The sequence below is a fragment of the Lentimicrobiaceae bacterium genome (assembly GCA_020636745.1).
Taxonomy (GTDB): domain Bacteria; phylum Bacteroidota; class Bacteroidia; order Bacteroidales; family Lentimicrobiaceae; genus Lentimicrobium.
Window position 1 is genome coordinate 462971 of the sequence record JACJXH010000002.1, and the last position, 18032, is coordinate 481002.

Annotated in this window: 15 protein-coding genes; 13 read left to right on the forward strand and 2 right to left on the reverse strand. The window is 40.5% G+C overall.

Annotated features, from left to right (window positions below; all coding sequences use genetic code 11):
- Positions 1 to 48: 48 nt before the first annotated feature.
- Both H6541_04535 and H6541_04540 read right to left on the reverse strand, forming a co-directional pair.
- Positions 49 to 852, reverse strand: a complete 804-nt coding sequence (locus tag H6541_04535) for an alpha/beta fold hydrolase (protein MCB9015040.1) — start codon at positions 850 to 852, stop codon at positions 49 to 51.
- A 113-nt stretch (positions 853 to 965) separates the two neighbouring features.
- Positions 966 to 1694, reverse strand: coding sequence for a pyridoxine 5'-phosphate synthase (locus H6541_04540; protein ID MCB9015041.1), 729 nt, complete (start codon positions 1692 to 1694; stop codon positions 966 to 968).
- A 91-nt stretch (positions 1695 to 1785) separates the two neighbouring features.
- Here H6541_04540 and H6541_04545 point away from each other — a divergent pair, with 91 nt between their 5' ends.
- From H6541_04545 to H6541_04605, 13 genes are all read left to right on the forward strand, one after another.
- A complete protein-coding gene (locus tag H6541_04545; GenBank protein ID MCB9015042.1) occupies positions 1786 to 2226 on the forward strand; it encodes a hypothetical protein in 441 nt (146 codons plus the stop codon).
- 89 nt (positions 2227 to 2315) lie between these two features.
- Positions 2316 to 2978 carry a CBS domain-containing protein gene (locus H6541_04550; GenBank protein ID MCB9015043.1) on the forward strand — a complete coding sequence of 221 codons (663 nt, stop codon included), beginning with the start codon at positions 2316 to 2318 and terminating at the stop codon, positions 2976 to 2978.
- 45 nt (positions 2979 to 3023) lie between these two features.
- Positions 3024 to 4388: a BamA/TamA family outer membrane protein gene (locus H6541_04555; GenBank protein ID MCB9015044.1), complete on the forward strand. Its 1365-nt coding sequence runs from the start codon at positions 3024 to 3026 to the stop codon at positions 4386 to 4388.
- A gap of 72 nt (positions 4389 to 4460) precedes the next feature.
- The gene (locus tag H6541_04560) at positions 4461 to 5339 is read left to right on the forward strand and encodes an NAD kinase (GenBank protein ID MCB9015045.1); all 879 of its coding nucleotides are present in this window, start codon (positions 4461 to 4463) and stop codon (positions 5337 to 5339) included.
- 153 nt (positions 5340 to 5492) lie between these two features.
- The gene (locus H6541_04565; GenBank protein ID MCB9015046.1) at positions 5493 to 6305 is read left to right on the forward strand and encodes an outer membrane beta-barrel protein; all 813 of its coding nucleotides are present in this window, start codon (positions 5493 to 5495) and stop codon (positions 6303 to 6305) included.
- Between the two features lie 77 nt (positions 6306 to 6382).
- The gene (locus H6541_04570; GenBank protein ID MCB9015047.1) at positions 6383 to 7123 is read left to right on the forward strand and encodes an isoprenyl transferase; all 741 of its coding nucleotides are present in this window, start codon (positions 6383 to 6385) and stop codon (positions 7121 to 7123) included.
- A gap of 11 nt (positions 7124 to 7134) precedes the next feature.
- The gene (locus tag H6541_04575; GenBank protein ID MCB9015048.1) at positions 7135 to 9762 is read left to right on the forward strand and encodes a BamA/TamA family outer membrane protein; all 2628 of its coding nucleotides are present in this window, start codon (positions 7135 to 7137) and stop codon (positions 9760 to 9762) included.
- 134 nt (positions 9763 to 9896) lie between these two features.
- Positions 9897 to 10424 (forward strand): OmpH family outer membrane protein, encoded by a 528-nt coding sequence (locus H6541_04580; protein MCB9015049.1) that lies wholly within the window; start codon positions 9897 to 9899, stop codon positions 10422 to 10424.
- Between the two features lie 204 nt (positions 10425 to 10628).
- Positions 10629 to 11144, forward strand: coding sequence for an OmpH family outer membrane protein (locus H6541_04585; GenBank protein ID MCB9015050.1), 516 nt, complete (start codon positions 10629 to 10631; stop codon positions 11142 to 11144).
- 198 nt (positions 11145 to 11342) lie between these two features.
- Positions 11343 to 13058 carry a T9SS type A sorting domain-containing protein gene (locus tag H6541_04590; GenBank protein MCB9015051.1) on the forward strand — a complete coding sequence of 572 codons (1716 nt, stop codon included), beginning with the start codon at positions 11343 to 11345 and terminating at the stop codon, positions 13056 to 13058.
- Positions 13059 to 13325: 267 nt separating this feature from the next.
- Positions 13326 to 13781, forward strand: coding sequence for a MarR family transcriptional regulator (locus H6541_04595; protein MCB9015052.1), 456 nt, complete (start codon positions 13326 to 13328; stop codon positions 13779 to 13781).
- A complete protein-coding gene (locus H6541_04600) occupies positions 13778 to 14830 on the forward strand; it encodes an efflux RND transporter periplasmic adaptor subunit (protein ID MCB9015053.1) in 1053 nt (350 codons plus the stop codon). The genes H6541_04595 and H6541_04600 overlap by 4 nt, the downstream gene beginning before the upstream one ends.
- A gap of 69 nt (positions 14831 to 14899) precedes the next feature.
- Positions 14900 to 17977 (forward strand): efflux RND transporter permease subunit, encoded by a 3078-nt coding sequence (locus H6541_04605; GenBank protein ID MCB9015054.1) that lies wholly within the window; start codon positions 14900 to 14902, stop codon positions 17975 to 17977.
- The last annotated feature ends 55 nt before the right edge of the window (positions 17978 to 18032 follow it).

The following is an 18032-nucleotide window of genomic DNA, read 5'->3' on the forward strand; positions in this document are numbered from 1 at the left end:
TTCTCATCACAGGAATGGAAACCAGCCTATATTGTCAGGCTGGTTTTTTTATGCCGGTAATCCCGGTTCCGCCAGGTTGCATTCTTTTCCAAGAAACATACTGAAGAGCCGGCAAAGCTCGGCTGGGGCGTCGGCGTGCACCCAGTGAGAGGCTCCGGCAATGGTTTGAACAGATGCTTCTGGAAAGTTTTTGTGAATCAAAGCGGTATCCTCGTCTTTGATATAATCAGAGTTGCCGCCTTTAATAAACAAGGTGGGACCGGTATACTTTGCCGAACTCTCAATGCCATCAAAAACATAGTCCATGTTTGCACTTATCGATGGCAGGTTCAGCCTCCAATCGAGTGAATGGCGGGTTTTTCTGTAAAGATTTTTCATCACAAAAAGCCTGATGCGCTTGTCGGGAATGGATTGTAAAAGCAATTGCTCAACTTCCTCTCTGGTACTTACGGCTTCGAAGTTTACAGACATCATGGCGCTTATCATGTCGAAGTGTACATTCCTGCCGGGGTATTTTCTGGGGCTGATGTCAACCACAACGAGCTTGTTTACCATTTCGGGGTGCTCAAGCGTAAAAGTCATGGCCACTTTTCCTCCCATGGAGTGGCCTATTATCATGGGATTGGTGAGGTTATGGTCTTCAATGAACTCAAGCAGATCATCTGCCATAGCCATGTAATTAAAAGTAGGGCTGTGCGGCGATTGACCATGATTTCGTAAATCAGGAATATATACCGAAAATTTCTCAGCCAAGCGTTTCCCAAGTGTTACCCAGTTGTCGGAAATGCCAAATACTCCATGCAGAATAATTAGTGGCTGCCCCTGCCCAAAGTGACGATGAAAAAGTTTCATTTTTCAGACTCGTTTTATTATCCTATTGTTATCAGGAAGCTCTCCAATGGTTCCTTGTTTCATTTGTGATCTGGTAAATTCAACCCTCATTAAAAAAGCCTGACAACTTTTGATTATAGCGGAAGCCAGGGTTTCAGTTCCCGTAAATATAACTGTATTGTTGTTTCCAATCCGAAATAAAGTGCATCGGCAATTAAAGCATGCCCAATTGAGACTTCAAGTAACCCCGGAATATTTTGAGCGAAATATCTTAGATTATCAAGGTTAAGATCATGGCCTGCATTCAGTCCGAGCCCTGATTTAGTTGCGGCTTCGGCGGCTGTAATAAAAGGTGCTATGGCTTTTTCGCGCCCTGAGTGATATTCGCTGGCATAAGCTTCGGTATATAGTTCAATGCGGTTAGTGCCGGTAGCTGCTGCCGCTTCAGCCATTTTGGGGTTGGGATCAACAAATATAGAAGTTCTGATGCCTTCCTTTTGAAAAGTACTTACAATGTCAGTAAGGTGATTACGGTATGTAATAGTATCCCAGCCATGATTGGAGGTAATTGCATCAACGGCATCGGGCACCAGGGTGACCTGTGCTGGCTTGATTCTCAGCACTAGATCAATAAACGCTTTTTCTGGATTTCCTTCAATATTAAACTCTGTTGAAAGTATAGGTTTTAGATCGATGGCATCTTTATATCTGATATGTCTTTCGTCAGGCCGTGGATGTACGGTTATTCCCTGAGCTCCAAACCGTTCGCAATCTAACGCAGCCTTCAATACATCAGGCAGATTGCCTCCCCTGGCATTTCGCAGAGTTGCAATTTTGTTTATATTTACGCTTAATTTTGTCATTGGATTAGATTTTTATCCTGCAAAGGTATTAATTAACCTGCTTGGCCATTGCACAATCCTCCTTCGTTTTCATGCTGCATTAAATGACCTTATGAAAAAAATACAGATTATCATCTCTGGTTTATTGTTCTTTTCCTGCACAAGCCGGTTTCCGGGGCCTGATGAGGCCGATGTCAAGCAGCAGATTGTTGAAGTTGAGCACAATTTTGCAAAAATGGCTGCTGATAGTGGTATTGATAAAGCTTTTATTTTTTACGCTGCTCCCGATGCTGTACTGAAAAGAGGAAATTTGCTTATTAAAGGGCGTGACTCTATTGCGGTTTATTTAGAAGCTGCAAATATGGCGAATGACAAACTTTTATGGGAGCCTGATTATGTGGATGTTGCATCGTCAGGCGATTTGGCATACACCTATGGCCGTTTTGTTTATTTTTCGCCCGATTCAACCGGCAATCTGATAGAACAACATGGCTTTTTTCATACTGTTTGGAAGCGCATGCCTGACGGGAACTGGAAATTTGTTTGGGATTAGTTTGATTATTCGGGTTGCACTTCCAGTTATCTGATATGCCTGAAGATTTTAATTAACTTTGTATGTTTATTTACCTTAACCCTTAAATTATGTTGGCAAAAGAACTCATCAGTGATGCCATTATGCCTCTGAAGACTTCTGACAGTGGGCTGATAGCGCTTAACTGGATGGAGGAGTTCAGAGTGTCGCATCTCCCGATTGTGAATGATAACGATTTTCTTGGTCTGGTTTCTGAATCAGATATTTACGAGATGAATAGTTATGAAGAGCCTTTGGGTAATCATGTGCTTTCACTACAGAAACCATATGTGTATGATTATCAACATGTGTATGATGTTATCCATCAGGTTTTTGAACAAAAGCTTACGCTTATCCCTGTAATTGATGAAAAACAGAAATATCTGGGGTCTATTACTCTTCAGTGTTTGGTTAAGTATTTTGCCAGATTGGCAGCCGTAGATAATCCCGGTGGCATTATTGTTCTTGAAATGGGAATCAGGGATTATTCGCTGAGCGAAATTGCACGTATTGTTGAGTCAAACGATTCAAGTATTCTCAGCTTATATATTATGACCTTGCCTGATTCTACCAGAATGGAAGTGACGATTAAAATAAACAGGATGGATATCGGACCTGTTATACAAACCTTTAACCGTTATAATTACAATATCAAGGCTTCATTTTATGAAAATGAACTGAATGAATCGTTGAAAGACCGATATGATTCCCTGATGAAATTTCTTGATATCTGATATTCCTGAATGAGGTTTTTTCGCAATGTTTTGTTAACTGGTATTGTGTCATTACTCACACTGATTGCGTGTGCTGCGAATGATTCTACCCAGGTTTATGTAATTCAGGATATCGCGGTAAGCGGAAATGCCAGAACCCGCGCCTATATTATTCTAAGAGAACTGACATTTAAAACAGGTGATACAATTGTTGACTATAACCTGAACAGAGCAATCGAGCAGTCCAAAACAAATTTGTTAAATCAGCCTCTGTTTCATTTCGTGCATTTTGAAATTACTGATGGAGCTGAGCCTGGAAAAATCATGGTACACATTGATGTTACCGAAAGATGGTACACCTGGCTTTGGCCTGTTTTTGAAATTTCGGACCGAAATTTTAATGCATGGCTTGAAAATGGCGATTTGAGCCGTTTATCATACGGTCTTTTTTTTCAGCAGGAAAATTTCAGAGGCCGGCTCGAAAAACTTCATGTACGCATGAAGCTGGGATACCAGCAGCAGGTTTCGTTGTTGTATGATGTTCCTTATATCAATCATAATAAAACCATCGGAGCCGGATTTTCATTTTCAGCCGGAAGACAGCGGGAAGTAGCCTATGACACAGAAGATAACAAGCTTTTGTATTACAGGGGCCATCAATTTATGTTAAAGGAGATTGATGTCGCACTGTTGGGGCATTACAGGCCTGATATCCATTATGCCCATACACTGAAGCTACGTTATAACCAACTTACCATAAATGATTTATTGCTGTTTCTTAATCCTGAATTTAATTTAACTACGGGCAGTAAAGCCGCATATACCGCATTAAGCTATTATTTAAAAATAGATTTTCGTGATCAGCGCGCCTATCCGCTTAAAGGTTGGTATGCCGATGCTGAATTATCCCGATTTGGATTATTGCCTGGCGATAATGCCGATTTTATTACCATAAGGCCAACTTTGCGGTTTCATTTTTCAATTGCACCTCGCTGGTATATTGCGTTAGGCGCTGCTGCGAAAATGACAACTGGCGGAGAGGTTCCATGGTATCTCAACCGTGCATTTGGTTACCGGCGCGACTATGTGCGCGGATATGAGTATTATGTAACCGAAGGGCGGCATTTTTGGCTGCTGAAATCAAATATTAAGTTCGCTTTGCTGAAACCTTCTGTAAAAACTATAAGCTGGATAAAGTCCGATAAATTTAATACAATTCCCTATTCTCTTTATCTTAGCGCATTTACTGATCTGGGGCAAGCCTGGCCTGAAACCGACAAGGAAAAAAATAATCTCCAGGGTGTATTACAATCGGGTACAGGTGTAGGATTGGATTTTATAACATATTATGATAAGGTGTTCAGGATGGAAGTTTCGTTTAATGCAAAAGGAGAAGCCGGTCTTTTCGTGCATTTTATGGCAGCCATCTGACCTAAAACCGGCCCTGTGTTGTACATTTGCATCAGGAAGGCCGGTAAAGTTTCTCCGGATAAAACTAAGCCTATGAAAATTGCACTTTTCGGAAAAAATTTTGCCGATAACCGGTTCTTTTATTTTCAACAATTGATAGAAAAACTGGAATCAAGCAGTATTGAGTTGATGATTTATGAATCTTTTTACAATTTTGTAAAAGAGAGATGTATCTTCTCAAAACCTCCCCGGTTGTTTACAAGCTATCATCAACTGCCGGGGCAGGCCGATTTCATGTTCTCCATTGGTGGTGACGGAACATTACTTGATGCCATTACGCTCATCAGAGACTCTGGCATCCCTGTCATGGGGATTAATCTTGGCCGGATGGGATTTCTTTCAAGTATTTCAAAAGATGAAATTAACCAGGCGGTTGATGCCATTATTAATGGCGAATATATTCTTGACAAAAGATCGCTCATTCATGTTGAAACCCCTCAGCATATTTTTGGCGAAATCAATTATGCTTTGAATGAGCTTACCATTAATAAAAAGGAAACAGGAGCCATGATTCTGGTTCATGTTTTTATCAATGATGTATTGCTTAATTCCTATTGGGCAGATGGTTTAATAATTGCAACGCCCACTGGCTCTACAGCCTATTCGCTCAGTTGTAACGGGCCTATTATTACACCTGACTCTGAAAATTTTGTGATAACGCCCATTGCTACACACAATTTAACTGTAAGACCTGTCGTTATTCCTGACAAAAGTGTGATAAAAATCAGAGTGGAGGGTCGTGTATCTCAATATATGGTTGGGCTTGATTCAAGAATGTCAACCATTGATTCAAATACTGAAATGCTGGTTCGTAAAGAAAAATTCAGCGTAAATCTGGTGCAGCGCAGGAATGATAATTTCTTTACAACCATCAGGCAAAAACTCCTTTGGGGGCAAGATATCCGCAACTGATCAACAACATCATCTTATCATTACTTTCCGGCTCAATTTTTTTTATACTTTTGCATGCCAAATCAGGTGCTTAAGGGCCGGTAATTGTCTGATTAATAATTTTCCGGTAAACCAATGAGGGATACCGGCGTTTAGCCGAGAGCCAACTGAAGTATGAAGAAATTAAGTGTATTGTTTTTAATATTGATAACCCTCACTGCCAGCGCCCAGCGTTATGGCGAAGTAGGTATTACTGGCGGTGGAATGTATTATCTGGGCGATCTTAACCCGGGCAAGCAGTTTTTATTAACTCAGCCTGCTTTTGGTGGTTTTCTGCGCCACAATTTTAATGAAAGATTAGCCATTAAAACCGCCTTTACATTTGGAATGGTCAAAGGCGATGATGCCATTTCTGACGTTCATCCTGACAGAAATCTGAACTTCCAGAGCAGTATCACCGACTTTTCAGCAACTTTCGAATTTAACTTTCTGGAATATTTCATTGGAAGTATGAATCACAGTTTCACTCCGTATATGTTTGCCGGAGTGTCAGGTTTTCTTTACAACCCCAAGGCCGACCTTAACGGATCGCTCATTGAATTGCGCACCGCTGGCACCGAAGGGCAGGGCACTGCTTTGTATCCCGACCGGAAACAATACAGCAAACTCGGGTTTTCGATACCTTTTGGTATTGGGTTTAAATACAGTCTCAATAGTTTTATGGGGCTTTCGCTCAGTTGGACGATGCATAGAACCTATACCGATTACCTTGATGACGTTAGTACAACCTATTATATAGATGCAACCGGAATCACTCCCAATGTAGCTCCTGAAGAGGTGTTGCTGTCTGACCCTACATTAAGCCATAAAGCAGGCATGCAACGAGGCGATTCCCAATACAATGACTGGTTTTCGGTAGCAGCAGTAAGTGTTTCGTTCAGAATTAATTATCTGGACAAGCAGCGTTGTCTTAACATTTTTTATTAAACTGATTAACAATTATTAACAAGCACTAATGCAGCGGTATAGAAATACAGCCTAATTTAGTTTTGTGATTCTGACAAATGGATCTTAAGGAAAAAATAGACCTGGCAAATTTACCCCAACACATTGCTATCATTATGGATGGGAATGGCCGGTGGGCGAAAAACAGAGGGGAAATGAGGGTCTTTGGCCACCAGAACGGTGTTGAATCGGTAAGGCAAACCTCTACTGCTGCAGCAGAGTTGGGCGTTAAATACCTGACGATGTACGCCTTCTCAACCGAAAACTGGAAAAGGCCCAAATGTGAAGTAGATGCGCTTATGAATCTGCTTGTGCAAACACTGAATGCCGAATTAGGAACGCTTATGGAGAATAATATCAGACTCAGGGCCATTGGTGATTTAAGTCATCTGCAGGATAGTTGCTATGCTCAGCTTAAAGAAACCATGGAACTTACCCGTAACAATACGCGTATGGACCTGATTCTGGCTCTTAATTACAGCGGAAGATGGGAAATTGCCGAAGCTGCCCGAAAAATTGCCCTTGATGTTGAAAATGGCCATTTAATTTCATCGGCTGTTACCCCCGATTTATTTACCAGCTACCTTGAAACAAAAGATATTCCAGACCCCGAATTACTTATCAGAACCAGTGGAGAAAACCGTATCAGCAATTTTTTGCTTTGGCAAATCGCCTATGCTGAACTCTATTTCTCTCCTAAACTATGGCCCGATTACAGGAAAGACGATCTGTATGAAGCTATTATTGATTACCAGAACCGCGAACGCCGTTTCGGAATGATTAGTGAACAAATAAAATAAGAATCCAATAAATGAGACTCAGCCAACGCGTAATTGCTTTATTTCTGCTCTTTTTCTCTGTTACGGTGCAAGCCCAAATCCGACTCGGTGATGATTTGAGTGAAATTGACTATTCAAGCCCTAAAGAATATATCATTGGAGGTGTGACTGTGAGTGGTGTGCAGTATCTCGACCACAATGTGCTGATTATGCTATCAGGCTTGCAAGTGGCCGATAGAATTGAAGTCCCTGGCGACAAAATTAGAAAAGCAATTGAAAAGCTCTGGTCGCAAGGCCTTTTTGAAGATGTACGCATCTCAGCAACCAGCATAAAAGATGACCTGATATTTCTTGATATTCACCTTGAAGAACGGCCCCGGTTGTCTAAATTCTCTTTTAAAGGCGTTCGCAAATCTGAAGCTGACGATTTGCGCGAGAAGATTAAATTGGTAAAGGGAGATGTGGTTACTGATAATGTTATAATACGTACTACTAATATTATTAAAAAACACTTTAACGGTAAGGGCTTTTTAAGTGCTGATGTAAATATTGAACAATCTCGTGATTCTGCTAAATCTAATGAGGTTACCCTTCAGATTTTGGTTGACAAAGGCTCAAAAGTGAGGATTGACCAAATCAATTTTATCGGAAATCATAACCTGTCCGACGCTTCTTTGAAGCGTTCGATGAAAAAAACCAAGGATAAAGCAGTTTTCAAACCATTTAATGCACTTGATCAACTTGTTTTGAAATCACCACGGGCTTTTTCAACTTTAAACCTTGATACCATTTCTGGTTTTGCAACTTCTGTTGTTCAGGACAATTTTAAATTCAGAATTTTCAAAACTTCTAAATTTATTCAGGAGGATTTTAAGGAAGATAAAGCATCCATTATTGCCAAATATAATGAACAAGGCTATAGAGATGCAATCATTGTACAGGACACTGTGTATAAAGTTGATGCAAAAACCATCAATATTGATATTAAAGTAGACGAAGGTCCCAGGTACTATTTTGGTAATATCAAGTGGGTTGGAAATACAAAATATTCTGCTGCTCAGTTGAATGAAGTACTAAAAATCCAAAAAGGAGATGTTTATAACCAGAGCGAACTCGACGCAAACCTTAATTATAACCCTAATGAAATAGATATCAGTACACTTTATCTTGATGATGGTTATCTGTTTTTTCAGGTAGTACCGGTTGAAGTGAGGGTGGAGAATGATACTATTGACCTCGAAATGCGCATCCGCGAAGGGAAACAGGCCACCATTAACAAGGTAATTGTGAAAGGAAACTCCCGTACTAACGACCATGTGGTTATGCGTGAGTTGCGTACACGACCCGGTCAGCTCTTCAGCCGCTCTGATATTATTCGTACCACCCGTGAGTTAGCTCAATTAAGATATTTCGACCCCGAAAAAATCGTTCCCAACCCTATTCCTAACCCTGCTGCAGGAACTGTTGATATTGAATACAATGTTGAAGAAACATCCAGTGATCAGATTGAACTTTCAGGAGGATGGGGCTACGGAAGAGTAGTAGGAACGCTTGGGTTATCATTTAATAATTTTTCAGCCCGCAAACTTTTTCAGGGTAGTGCCTGGCGTCCAATTCCATCCGGCGATGGACAAAAGTTAAGCCTTCGAATGCAATCTTACGGCAAAGGATATATCAGTTATAGTGCTTCTTTTACCGAACCATGGCTTGGAGGCAAAAAGCCCAACTCATTCAGCGTGAGTTATTACCACTCTTTGTACTCAAATGGAGTCTCCAAATCAAATGAAAGCTATCAGGCCTTTAAAATTGACGGGCTTTCATTTATGCTTGGCAAACGTTTACAATGGCCCGATGACTTCTTTACCCTTATGCAAAGGGTTAGTCTGCAAACGTATAATCTGAGCAATTACGGCAACATCTTTGCTTTTGGTAATGGGAATGGCGTTTATCGTAATTACAGTTACGGTATCACCCTGGCCCGTAATTCTATTGACAGCCCTATCTTCCAGCGCTCCGGTTCTGAAGTGTCACTTAGTCTTGACGTTACTCCTCCTTATTCTTTATTTAGCAATAAAGACTATAAAACACTTGAAGATCAGGAAAAATACAAATGGATTGAGTACCACAAATGGAAGTTCAGCGCCTCGCTTTACAGGCAGATTATTGGCAACCTGGTGCTAAGTGCCCGTGTAAAATATGGCTTTCTGGGTCAATACAACAACGATATCGGTATTACTCCTTTCGACAGGTATTACCTAGGAGGTGACGGCTTGTCCGGTGCCAATAATCTTGATGGCCGCGAAATCATTGGCATGAGAGGCTATGCCAATGAAAGCCTGACACCTGATTACTATAAAAATAAAAATGTAGGTGCTACTATCTACAACAAAAGTACGCTGGAGCTAAGGTATCCTTTGTCGCTCAATCCTAGTGCAACTATTTATGTCATGGGCTTTCTTGAAGCTGGTAATGCCTGGAAGGAGTTTAAATACTTTAACCCATTCTCTCTAAAACGTTCTGCCGGTGTGGGAGTAAGGGTGTTTCTTCCTATGTTTGGCTTGCTTGGACTTGACTGGGGTTATGGCTTTGATGATGTGCCCGGGATACCCACTGCGAATAAGGGACAATTCCATTTCTCAATTAACCAAAGTATAGATTAAGCCTTTGTTCCTGCAAAACCTAAAGAAGGAAACAGGTTTTTATGTATCAAATATTTGTGGCAGGTTTTTTGTTAATTAATCGACGAACTATCACATAAATCAATAACCTCAACCAAAATCAGGGAGGACATACCATGAAGAAAACTTTAATGATTGCCGCCATTTTATTTGCAACAGCTGCTTCGTCATTTGCGCAGAAATTTGCTTACGTTGACAGTGAGTTTATTCTCGAAAACATTCCGGAATACGCTGATGCTAAAACTGAAGTAGATGAATTGTCTATTCAATGGCAAAGTGAAATAGAGGCTAAATTCAACGAAATAGACCAACTTTACAAAAGCTTTAAAGCTGAAGCTGTGCTGCTTCCCGATGATATTAAAAGCAAACGTGAAGACGAAATCATTGCAAAGGAAAAGGCTGCAAAAGACTTACAGAAACAAAGGTTTGGCAAAGAAGGCGATTTGTTCAAACGTCGTCAGGAGTTAATTAAACCCATTCAGGAAAAGATTTACAATGCCATTGAATCTATTGCTACAACTGACAATTATGCTGTTATTTTCGACAAAGCAGGCAGTGTTTCAATGATGTACTCTAATCCAAGGTATGATATCAGCGAAGAAGTGCTGGATAAACTCGGGTATTCTTATAAAACCAGAAAGTAACCTCACTTTGCTGATAATTAGTTTCAGGATTTGACCCGATTTTTACTTCTTTTTCAATTTCTTGATATAGAAGTAAAAAGTAATTCTGACCTAAGCATAAGCTTTGGATAGAGAACGCTTATACATTTGATTTCAAACATTTGCAGATAAAGTTTTTTTACTAAATTTGCGCGGCAAATAAACCTAAACCCTTAACCGAATACAATGAAAAACATTTTGAAATTCTTCCTTATCCTGGCGATTGCAGTTTCTGCTATGCAGGTAAGTGCCCAGAAAACCCAGAAATTAGGCCATATCAATTTTGCTCAGCTTTATGAAATGATGCCTGGTCAGGATTCTATTAAAACAGCTTTTAACGCTTATCAGGAACAACTTCAAAGTCAGTTTCAGGCTATGCAGGCTGAATATGAAACAAAGCTGAATGATTATCAGAGCAATCAGGCTACCATGTCAAATATAATTAAGCAAACCAAAGAGAAAGAAATTCTTGATTTGCAGCGCCGTATTCAGGATTTCCAGCAAACTGCTCAGGAAGACCTGCAGGCAAAAGAAGCTGAACTTACAGCGCCTATTATTGACAAAGCCCGCACTGCTGTGAAGGATGTGGCTAAAGAAAATGGTTATAACTTTATCTTCAATTCAACTGAAGGCCTCCTGCTTTATACTGAATCTGCTGATGATATTATGCCATTGGTAAAGAAAAAATTAGGCCTGAAGTAATCAGAAATGATATTCCTACAAAAAGCTGCATTATCTGCAGCTTTTTTTTTGCCTTGAAGTATTTGGACTCCAACTTTTAATAAATAAAAACTTAATTGCCGGATTGTTATTTCATTAATTTTGAAATCGATTTATAAAAGTACTTTCTTTGTAAAACGAGTTAATTATTTGATTCAAGCTTTCAAATCATCCACGGCTATGAAAAAATCCCTTGCATTGTTTAGCGCATTTATTGTTCTTTTATCGGCCTCTCCTTTGGTCATAAATGCTCAAAGTGAAATAAATAGCAAAAGCCAGAGAATGACTTTGCACAACGAAGTTCAGGACGATGCCTATGTTGCTATGCCTTCTTCCTTGAAAAAAACATCTCCTGCATATAAAAGCCGGAGTTCGGTTTTTTTTACAATTCAGGCCAATGTTGATGAAAATGGGAATAATATTTTAAATGATGCGGCAAATGAACCGTCTATTGCGGTTGATCCCTTAAATCCTGACAGGATGGCTATAGGATGGCGGCAGTTTGATAATGTCGGGAATAATTTCAGGCAGGCCGGTGTGGCTTTTACAACTGACGGTGGTGAATCCTGGACTTTCCCCGGTGTCATTGATCAGGGCGTGTTTCGTTCAGACCCTGTGTTAGATGCTGATAATCAGGGTAATTTTTATTATAATAGTCTTACATCAAGTAATGGAGAGTATTTTTGCAGGGTATTCAGAAGCGATGATGGCGGAAATTCATGGGATGGTGGTGTGCCTGCTCAGGGCGGTGATAAACAGTGGATGGAAATAGACAAAACCGGTGGACCCGGCGAAGGAAATATTTATTCTTTCTGGACATCTTACTACAGTTATTGTTACCCGGGAAATTTTACCCGCTCTACCGATGGAGGTGATTATTATGAAGATTGCGTTAGTGTTGATGGAAATCCTTACTGGGGTACCCTGGCCATTGGTCCTGAAAGTGAGCTGTATATTGTCGGCACTGGTTATAATGATGGACTGGTGGTTGTAAAAAGTATGAACGCTCATGACCCCGATGCTTTTGTGGCCTGGGATTATTATACCTATGTTGATATGGATGGCCAAATGGCTTCAGGACCTGATGTGAACCCCGGTGGATTGCTCGGGCAGGCTTCTATTGCTGTAAACCCGGCAGATGGACCCGGAAAGGGAGATGTTTATGTTCTTGTTTCAGTTGAACGACTAACTAATAACGATCCTGGTGATGTTATGTTTGCCAAAAGCATTGATGGAGGACTTACTTTTTCTGACCCTGTAAGAATTAATGATGACCTGTCTGCCAGCAATACTCAATGGTTTGGTACAATGTCAGTCGCTCCCAATGGCAGAATTGATGTAGTTTGGCTCGATACCCGTGATGCTCCTGCCTTTTCTCCCTTATTATCATCACTTTATTATTCCTTTTCACTCGACGGAGGCGAAACATGGTCAGAAAATGAGCGGCTCTCAGATTCATTCGATCCTCATTTGGGATGGCCTAACCAGCAAAAAATGGGAGATTACTTCGATATGTATTCTGATAACTCCAGTGCTCACCTGGCATGGGCCAATACTTTAAATAGTGAACAGGATGTTTATTACGGCCGTATTACTCCTGTTATAACTGGTGTTTCTGATAATACCGATAATGACCTTTTACTGAATCTTAGTGCTTATCCCAATCCTTTCAGCCTTAATTCACGCATTGTGTATAAGTTACAAAAAGCTTCTCAGGTGAATATTGAACTGTATGATATGGTGGGTAAAAGATTGGCACTGCTTCAAAATGGATTTCAGACTGCAGGTAGTTATTCAGTATCTGTTGATGCCGGATTGCTTGCAAAAGGGGTCTATTTTTGCAAGGTTAAAGCTGGTAATGAAACCCATACCATCAGACTTATTAAAGTGGATTAGCGTTTGAACATCGGGCAATTGCTCATTTTCTTTTTCTGTATCTTTTCTCTTTTTTTCACCTGAAGGCATATGCGGGGGAAAGGTTTTTACTGTTGCGGTGTCAGATGTTAATCTGCTCGATTTTTGAGACATTGCTGCAAAGCCGTTTCTATCATTTTACCAGATGAATTTTTAAAATCCATAGGAGATTTCTTGAAATAGAATTGTGAATGAATAGTTAACATTGTTAACCATTGTTATAAAAAACTATTTTTGCAAAAAAAACAAATGAGTGATGAAAGGCAGGCTACTGCAGAGCAACCATGGGGCAGGGTGTTTTCCATGCTTGGCAAAGGTTATCTGCGGTTATTAAGAACTAAACTGGCTCATCTTGATATTGACCGCCATTACTATGCTTTGGTTTTAATTGAAAGTTTTAATAACAGGATTTCACAACAGGAACTATCCTTACTGCTTGGTATGGATAAGGTTAGTGTTGTAAGGGTTGTTCATTATCTTTCCGAAAAGGGCTATATAGTCAGAAAAAAGAGTGAAGAAGATAAGCGTAAATTCAATCTTTGTCTTACCCGGAAGGCCATTTCGGCATTACCTGAAATAAAGCAGGCAATCAAAGAGCTTAATGAATTAAGTATAAATGGATTAAACAACTCTCAAAAAACAGGGTTAATTGAAACTGTTGCAAAGCTCAGAAGCAATTTAAACGATAATTTAACAAATATATGAAATTCAACTTGTTAACCGTATTTGCCTTTATTTTGATAGCAGTAACTTCTTGTACAACTAAGGGAGGCGATACTACTGAAAAAAAACAGAAGCCGCCTGTAGCCGTTGATGTTTTAATTGCTGAAGAAGGTGAATTTGATAGTGATATTGAGGTAAACGGAACTGTCCTTTCAGAAGAAATGGTTGAGCTTCATCCCGAAGTTAGCGGCCGGCTTACGTTTCTCAATATTCCTGATGGCGTTTTTGTTAAGGAGGGGACTGTTCTTGCTAAAATTAACGATGCTGACCTTCAGGCGCAACTTCAACAGCAAAAAGTTCAGCTTCAGCTGGCTGAGAAGACCGAGGAACGGCTCAGGCAATTACTTTCTGCCAAAGGAGTAGATCAGGCAACGTATGATGCAGCTCTTTCGCAGGTAAATCTGATTAACGCCAATATTAACGTTTTAAGGGCTCAAATTGACAAAACAGTTATCAAAGCTCCTTTCAGTGGAAGGCTGGGCCTTCGTTTAGTAAGCGAGGGTGCTTATATTTCACCTTCAGTGGCCATAGGGACTTTACAACAAACCGATAAAGTCAAAATAGACTTTGCTGTTCCTGAAGCTTACGCTGATTTGTTAAAAACAGGCAGAACTGTTGGTGTCAGAGCCAATGGGGGTGCAGCCAATCTGAAAGCTACTATCAGTGCCATTGAACCTCAAATCAATACCGCTACCCGCAATATCAAAGTCAGAGCCAGGCTCGAAACAGGAACCTTAAATGCAGGTGCATTTGTAAAAGTGTTGTTAAACGATAGAAAATCAGGTATTGTTGTTCCTTCCAATGCTGTTATTCCTGATGCATTGTCAAATCAGGTTGTTATAGTTAAAGGTGGGAAAGCCGTTTTTCAAAATGTAGAGATTGGAATCAGAAACAGTGATGTGGTTGAAATTGTAAACGGGCTTCAGGTAAACGATACTGTAATAGTTAGCGGAGTTTTGTATGTTAGACCAAATTCGGTGGTTCAGATTAAGAAAGTCATACCCGGTTTGGCATCCAGGGTGATGGAATAATGCTGAAGGCCCTGATTGGCCTGGTAAAATAGCCTGTTTTATTTGTTTTAAAACGTTGAAAGTATCCTGATGAATATTTCCGAATTATCAATAAAAAGACCGATTCTGGCTACAGTGATGAACCTCTTTCTCATCCTGTTCGGGGTTATCGGCTATACCTTTTTGGGTGTAAGAGAATATCCAGCCATTGATCCGCCAATGATAACGGTAAGTACTTCATATGCTGGCTCAAATGCTGATATTGTTGAGAGTCAAATAACAGAACCTCTTGAAAAATCAATCAATGGAATACCCGGTATTCGTACCATTTCTTCTACCAGTTCGGTTGGCAGCAGCCGGATAAATGTTGAATTTAACATTGATGCTGATTTGGAAGCTGCAGCAAATGACGTTCGTGACAAAGTTAGTCAGGCGGTTCGTAATCTTCCTCAGGATATTGATGCACCCCCGGTAGTATCAAAAGCTGATGCAAATAGTGATTTTATAATTTTACTGGCGGTACAGAGTCCTACAAAAGGTCTTCTTGAATTGAGCGATTACGCTGAAAATGTATTGCAGAACAAGTTTCAGACCATCCCGGAAGTAAGCGCAGTAACTGTTGTTGGGCAAAAACGCCCTGCCATGCGCATCTGGATTGATCCCGATAAGCTGAATGCCTATAATCTGGCGTTTAATGATGTGACAGATGTTCTGAACAAAGAGAATGTTGAAATCCCATCTGGCAAAATCTATGGCAATAAAACTGAGCTGACCATCAGGGCAATGGGGAATTTGACGACGGAAAAGGAGTTTAGAGATTTGATTGTAAGGGCTAATGATGATGGCATCATCAGGCTTGGTGATGTAGCTGTAGTGGAGTTGGGCCCTGAGCGGTATGAGCAAAGCTGGAAACTCAACGGAGTGAGTTCGGTGGGTATTGCCATTTCTCCTCAACCCGGTGCAAACTATATTGAAATTTCCGATGAATTCAATAAACGGCTTGATGAGATTGTAAGATCGCAAAAGGGCGATATCTCGTTCCAGACTCTCATTGATACTACCCGGAATGTGCGCAAATCACTGAATGAAGTTGCTGAAACGCTGCTCATTGCTATTCTTCTGGTGATTATGGTGATTTTTTTCTTTTTCAGAAACTGGCTTATTGCTTTGCGCCCGCTGATTGATATCCCTATTTCATTGATCTTTACGTTCTTTATCATGTATGTGCTGGGGTATTCAGTCAACATACTTACTTTATTGGCCATAATTCTGGCAACCGGCCTTGTAGTTGATGACGGGATTGTTGTGACCGAAAATATATTCCGAAAAATTGAAAAGGGGATGCCAGTAAGAAAGGCTGCTATTGACGGGAGTAAGGAGATATTTTTTGTTGTCATTGCAACCTCTATTACTTTGGCCATTGTTTTTCTTCCTGTGTTATTCCTGCAGGGTTTTGTAGGTAGTTTGTTTCGCGAATTTGGCGTGGTGCTGGCAGTAGCTGTGCTGGTTTCTTCATTTGTTTCACTCACCATCACACCTGTTCTCAACGTTTTTTTAAATCAAAAAGGTGCGCAGCACGGCAGGTTTTACAATGCAACAGAGCCTTTCTTTTCGGGAATGGAGCAAGGATACCGGAAACTGATTACCCGTTTTATAAAATACAGATGGATGGCCTGGGCTATTGTTTTGGCCTGTCTTGCCTTGATTTATTTTGTTGGCACCAATTTACAACGCGAAATTGCTCCGATTGAAGATAAAGGTAATGTTCGTTTGCAAATTATTGGCCCTGAAGGGGCAAGTTATCCATACATGATTGAAACGGCTAACCGTATTGCCGATTACATGATGGATTCTGTGCCGGAGCAGGATTTTTCTTTTGTTGCTGTACCCGGATTTGGCAGCTCAGGTGTCAATAGCGGTTTTGGAAGAATAGGTTTTGTACCTGCCGATGAACGGGAACGAACACAAAGTGAAATAGCCAGAGACCTGGGGCGCAAATTCGCCAGGTTTAACAACGTGAGGGTTTTTCCTGTTGAAGAACAGACTATATCTGTTGGTCTGGGTTCCAGAGGCTCTTTACCGGTTCAGTTTGTAATTCAAAACCTTGATTTTAATAAACTCAAGGAAGTTATTCCAAAATTCCTGGAAGAAGCCAGAAATGATACTACTTTTCAAAACGTGGATGTGAATCTCAAATTCAATAAACCCGAACTCGATATTACCATTGACAGAATAAAAGCCCGCGAATTCGGGCTGACGGTGACTGATATTGCAGGCGTGCTGCAAAGCGCTTTTAGCGGTCGCCGACTGGCTTATTTTATTATGAATGGGAAGCAATATCAGGTAATCAGTCAGGTTGGGCTCGGCAACAGGCAGGCACCGGCCGATATTTCAAACCTTTATGTGAGGAATAACAAGGGCGAAAATATTTCATTAGCTTCAGTTGTTAAAATTGAACCCAATGCAAATCCTCCTTCACTTTATCATTATAACCGATATAAAGCTGCGACAATTTCAGCCTCACTGGCCGAAGGAAAAACAGTGGGTGACGGTGTTGCTGTTATGCAGGCTATTGCTGATAAAATGCTTGATGAGAGCTTTCAGACTTCATTAAGTGGACCATCTCGTGATTACGCTGAGAGTTCATCCAATATAGTATTTGCATTTTTGTTGGCTTTGGTTCTTATCTTTTTGGTGCTGGCTGCACAGTTTGAAAGTTTCAGAGACCCGCTTACCATTATGATTACAGTGCCTTTGGCTATTGCAGGAGCTATGCTGAGCCTTTGGGTTTTCAAACAAACACTGAATATTTTTTCTGAAATTGGAATGATTATGCTTATTGGGCTGGTGACCAAAAATGGAATTCTAATTGTTGAGTTTGCCAACAAAAAGAGGGAGTCGGGATTGGCAAAACGGCAAGCTGTAATTGATGCTGCCACATTGCGCCTTCGCCCTATTTTAATGACCAGTCTGGCTACTTCGTTAGGTGCATTGCCTATTGCATTAAGCCTGGGTTCTGCTGCCACAAGCCGTATTCCCCTGGGCATTGTGGTTGTAGGGGGTATCATGTTTTCACTGATATTGACCTTGTTCGTTATCCCGGCTGTTTATACCTATATTTCAGGAAAGAGAGATGTTGAAAGTGTTGATATTGAAGATATTAATTAATTCCTGCAAAAGGTAATCCGTTCCTTCATGAGGTGATGAATGATGTCAATAAAAA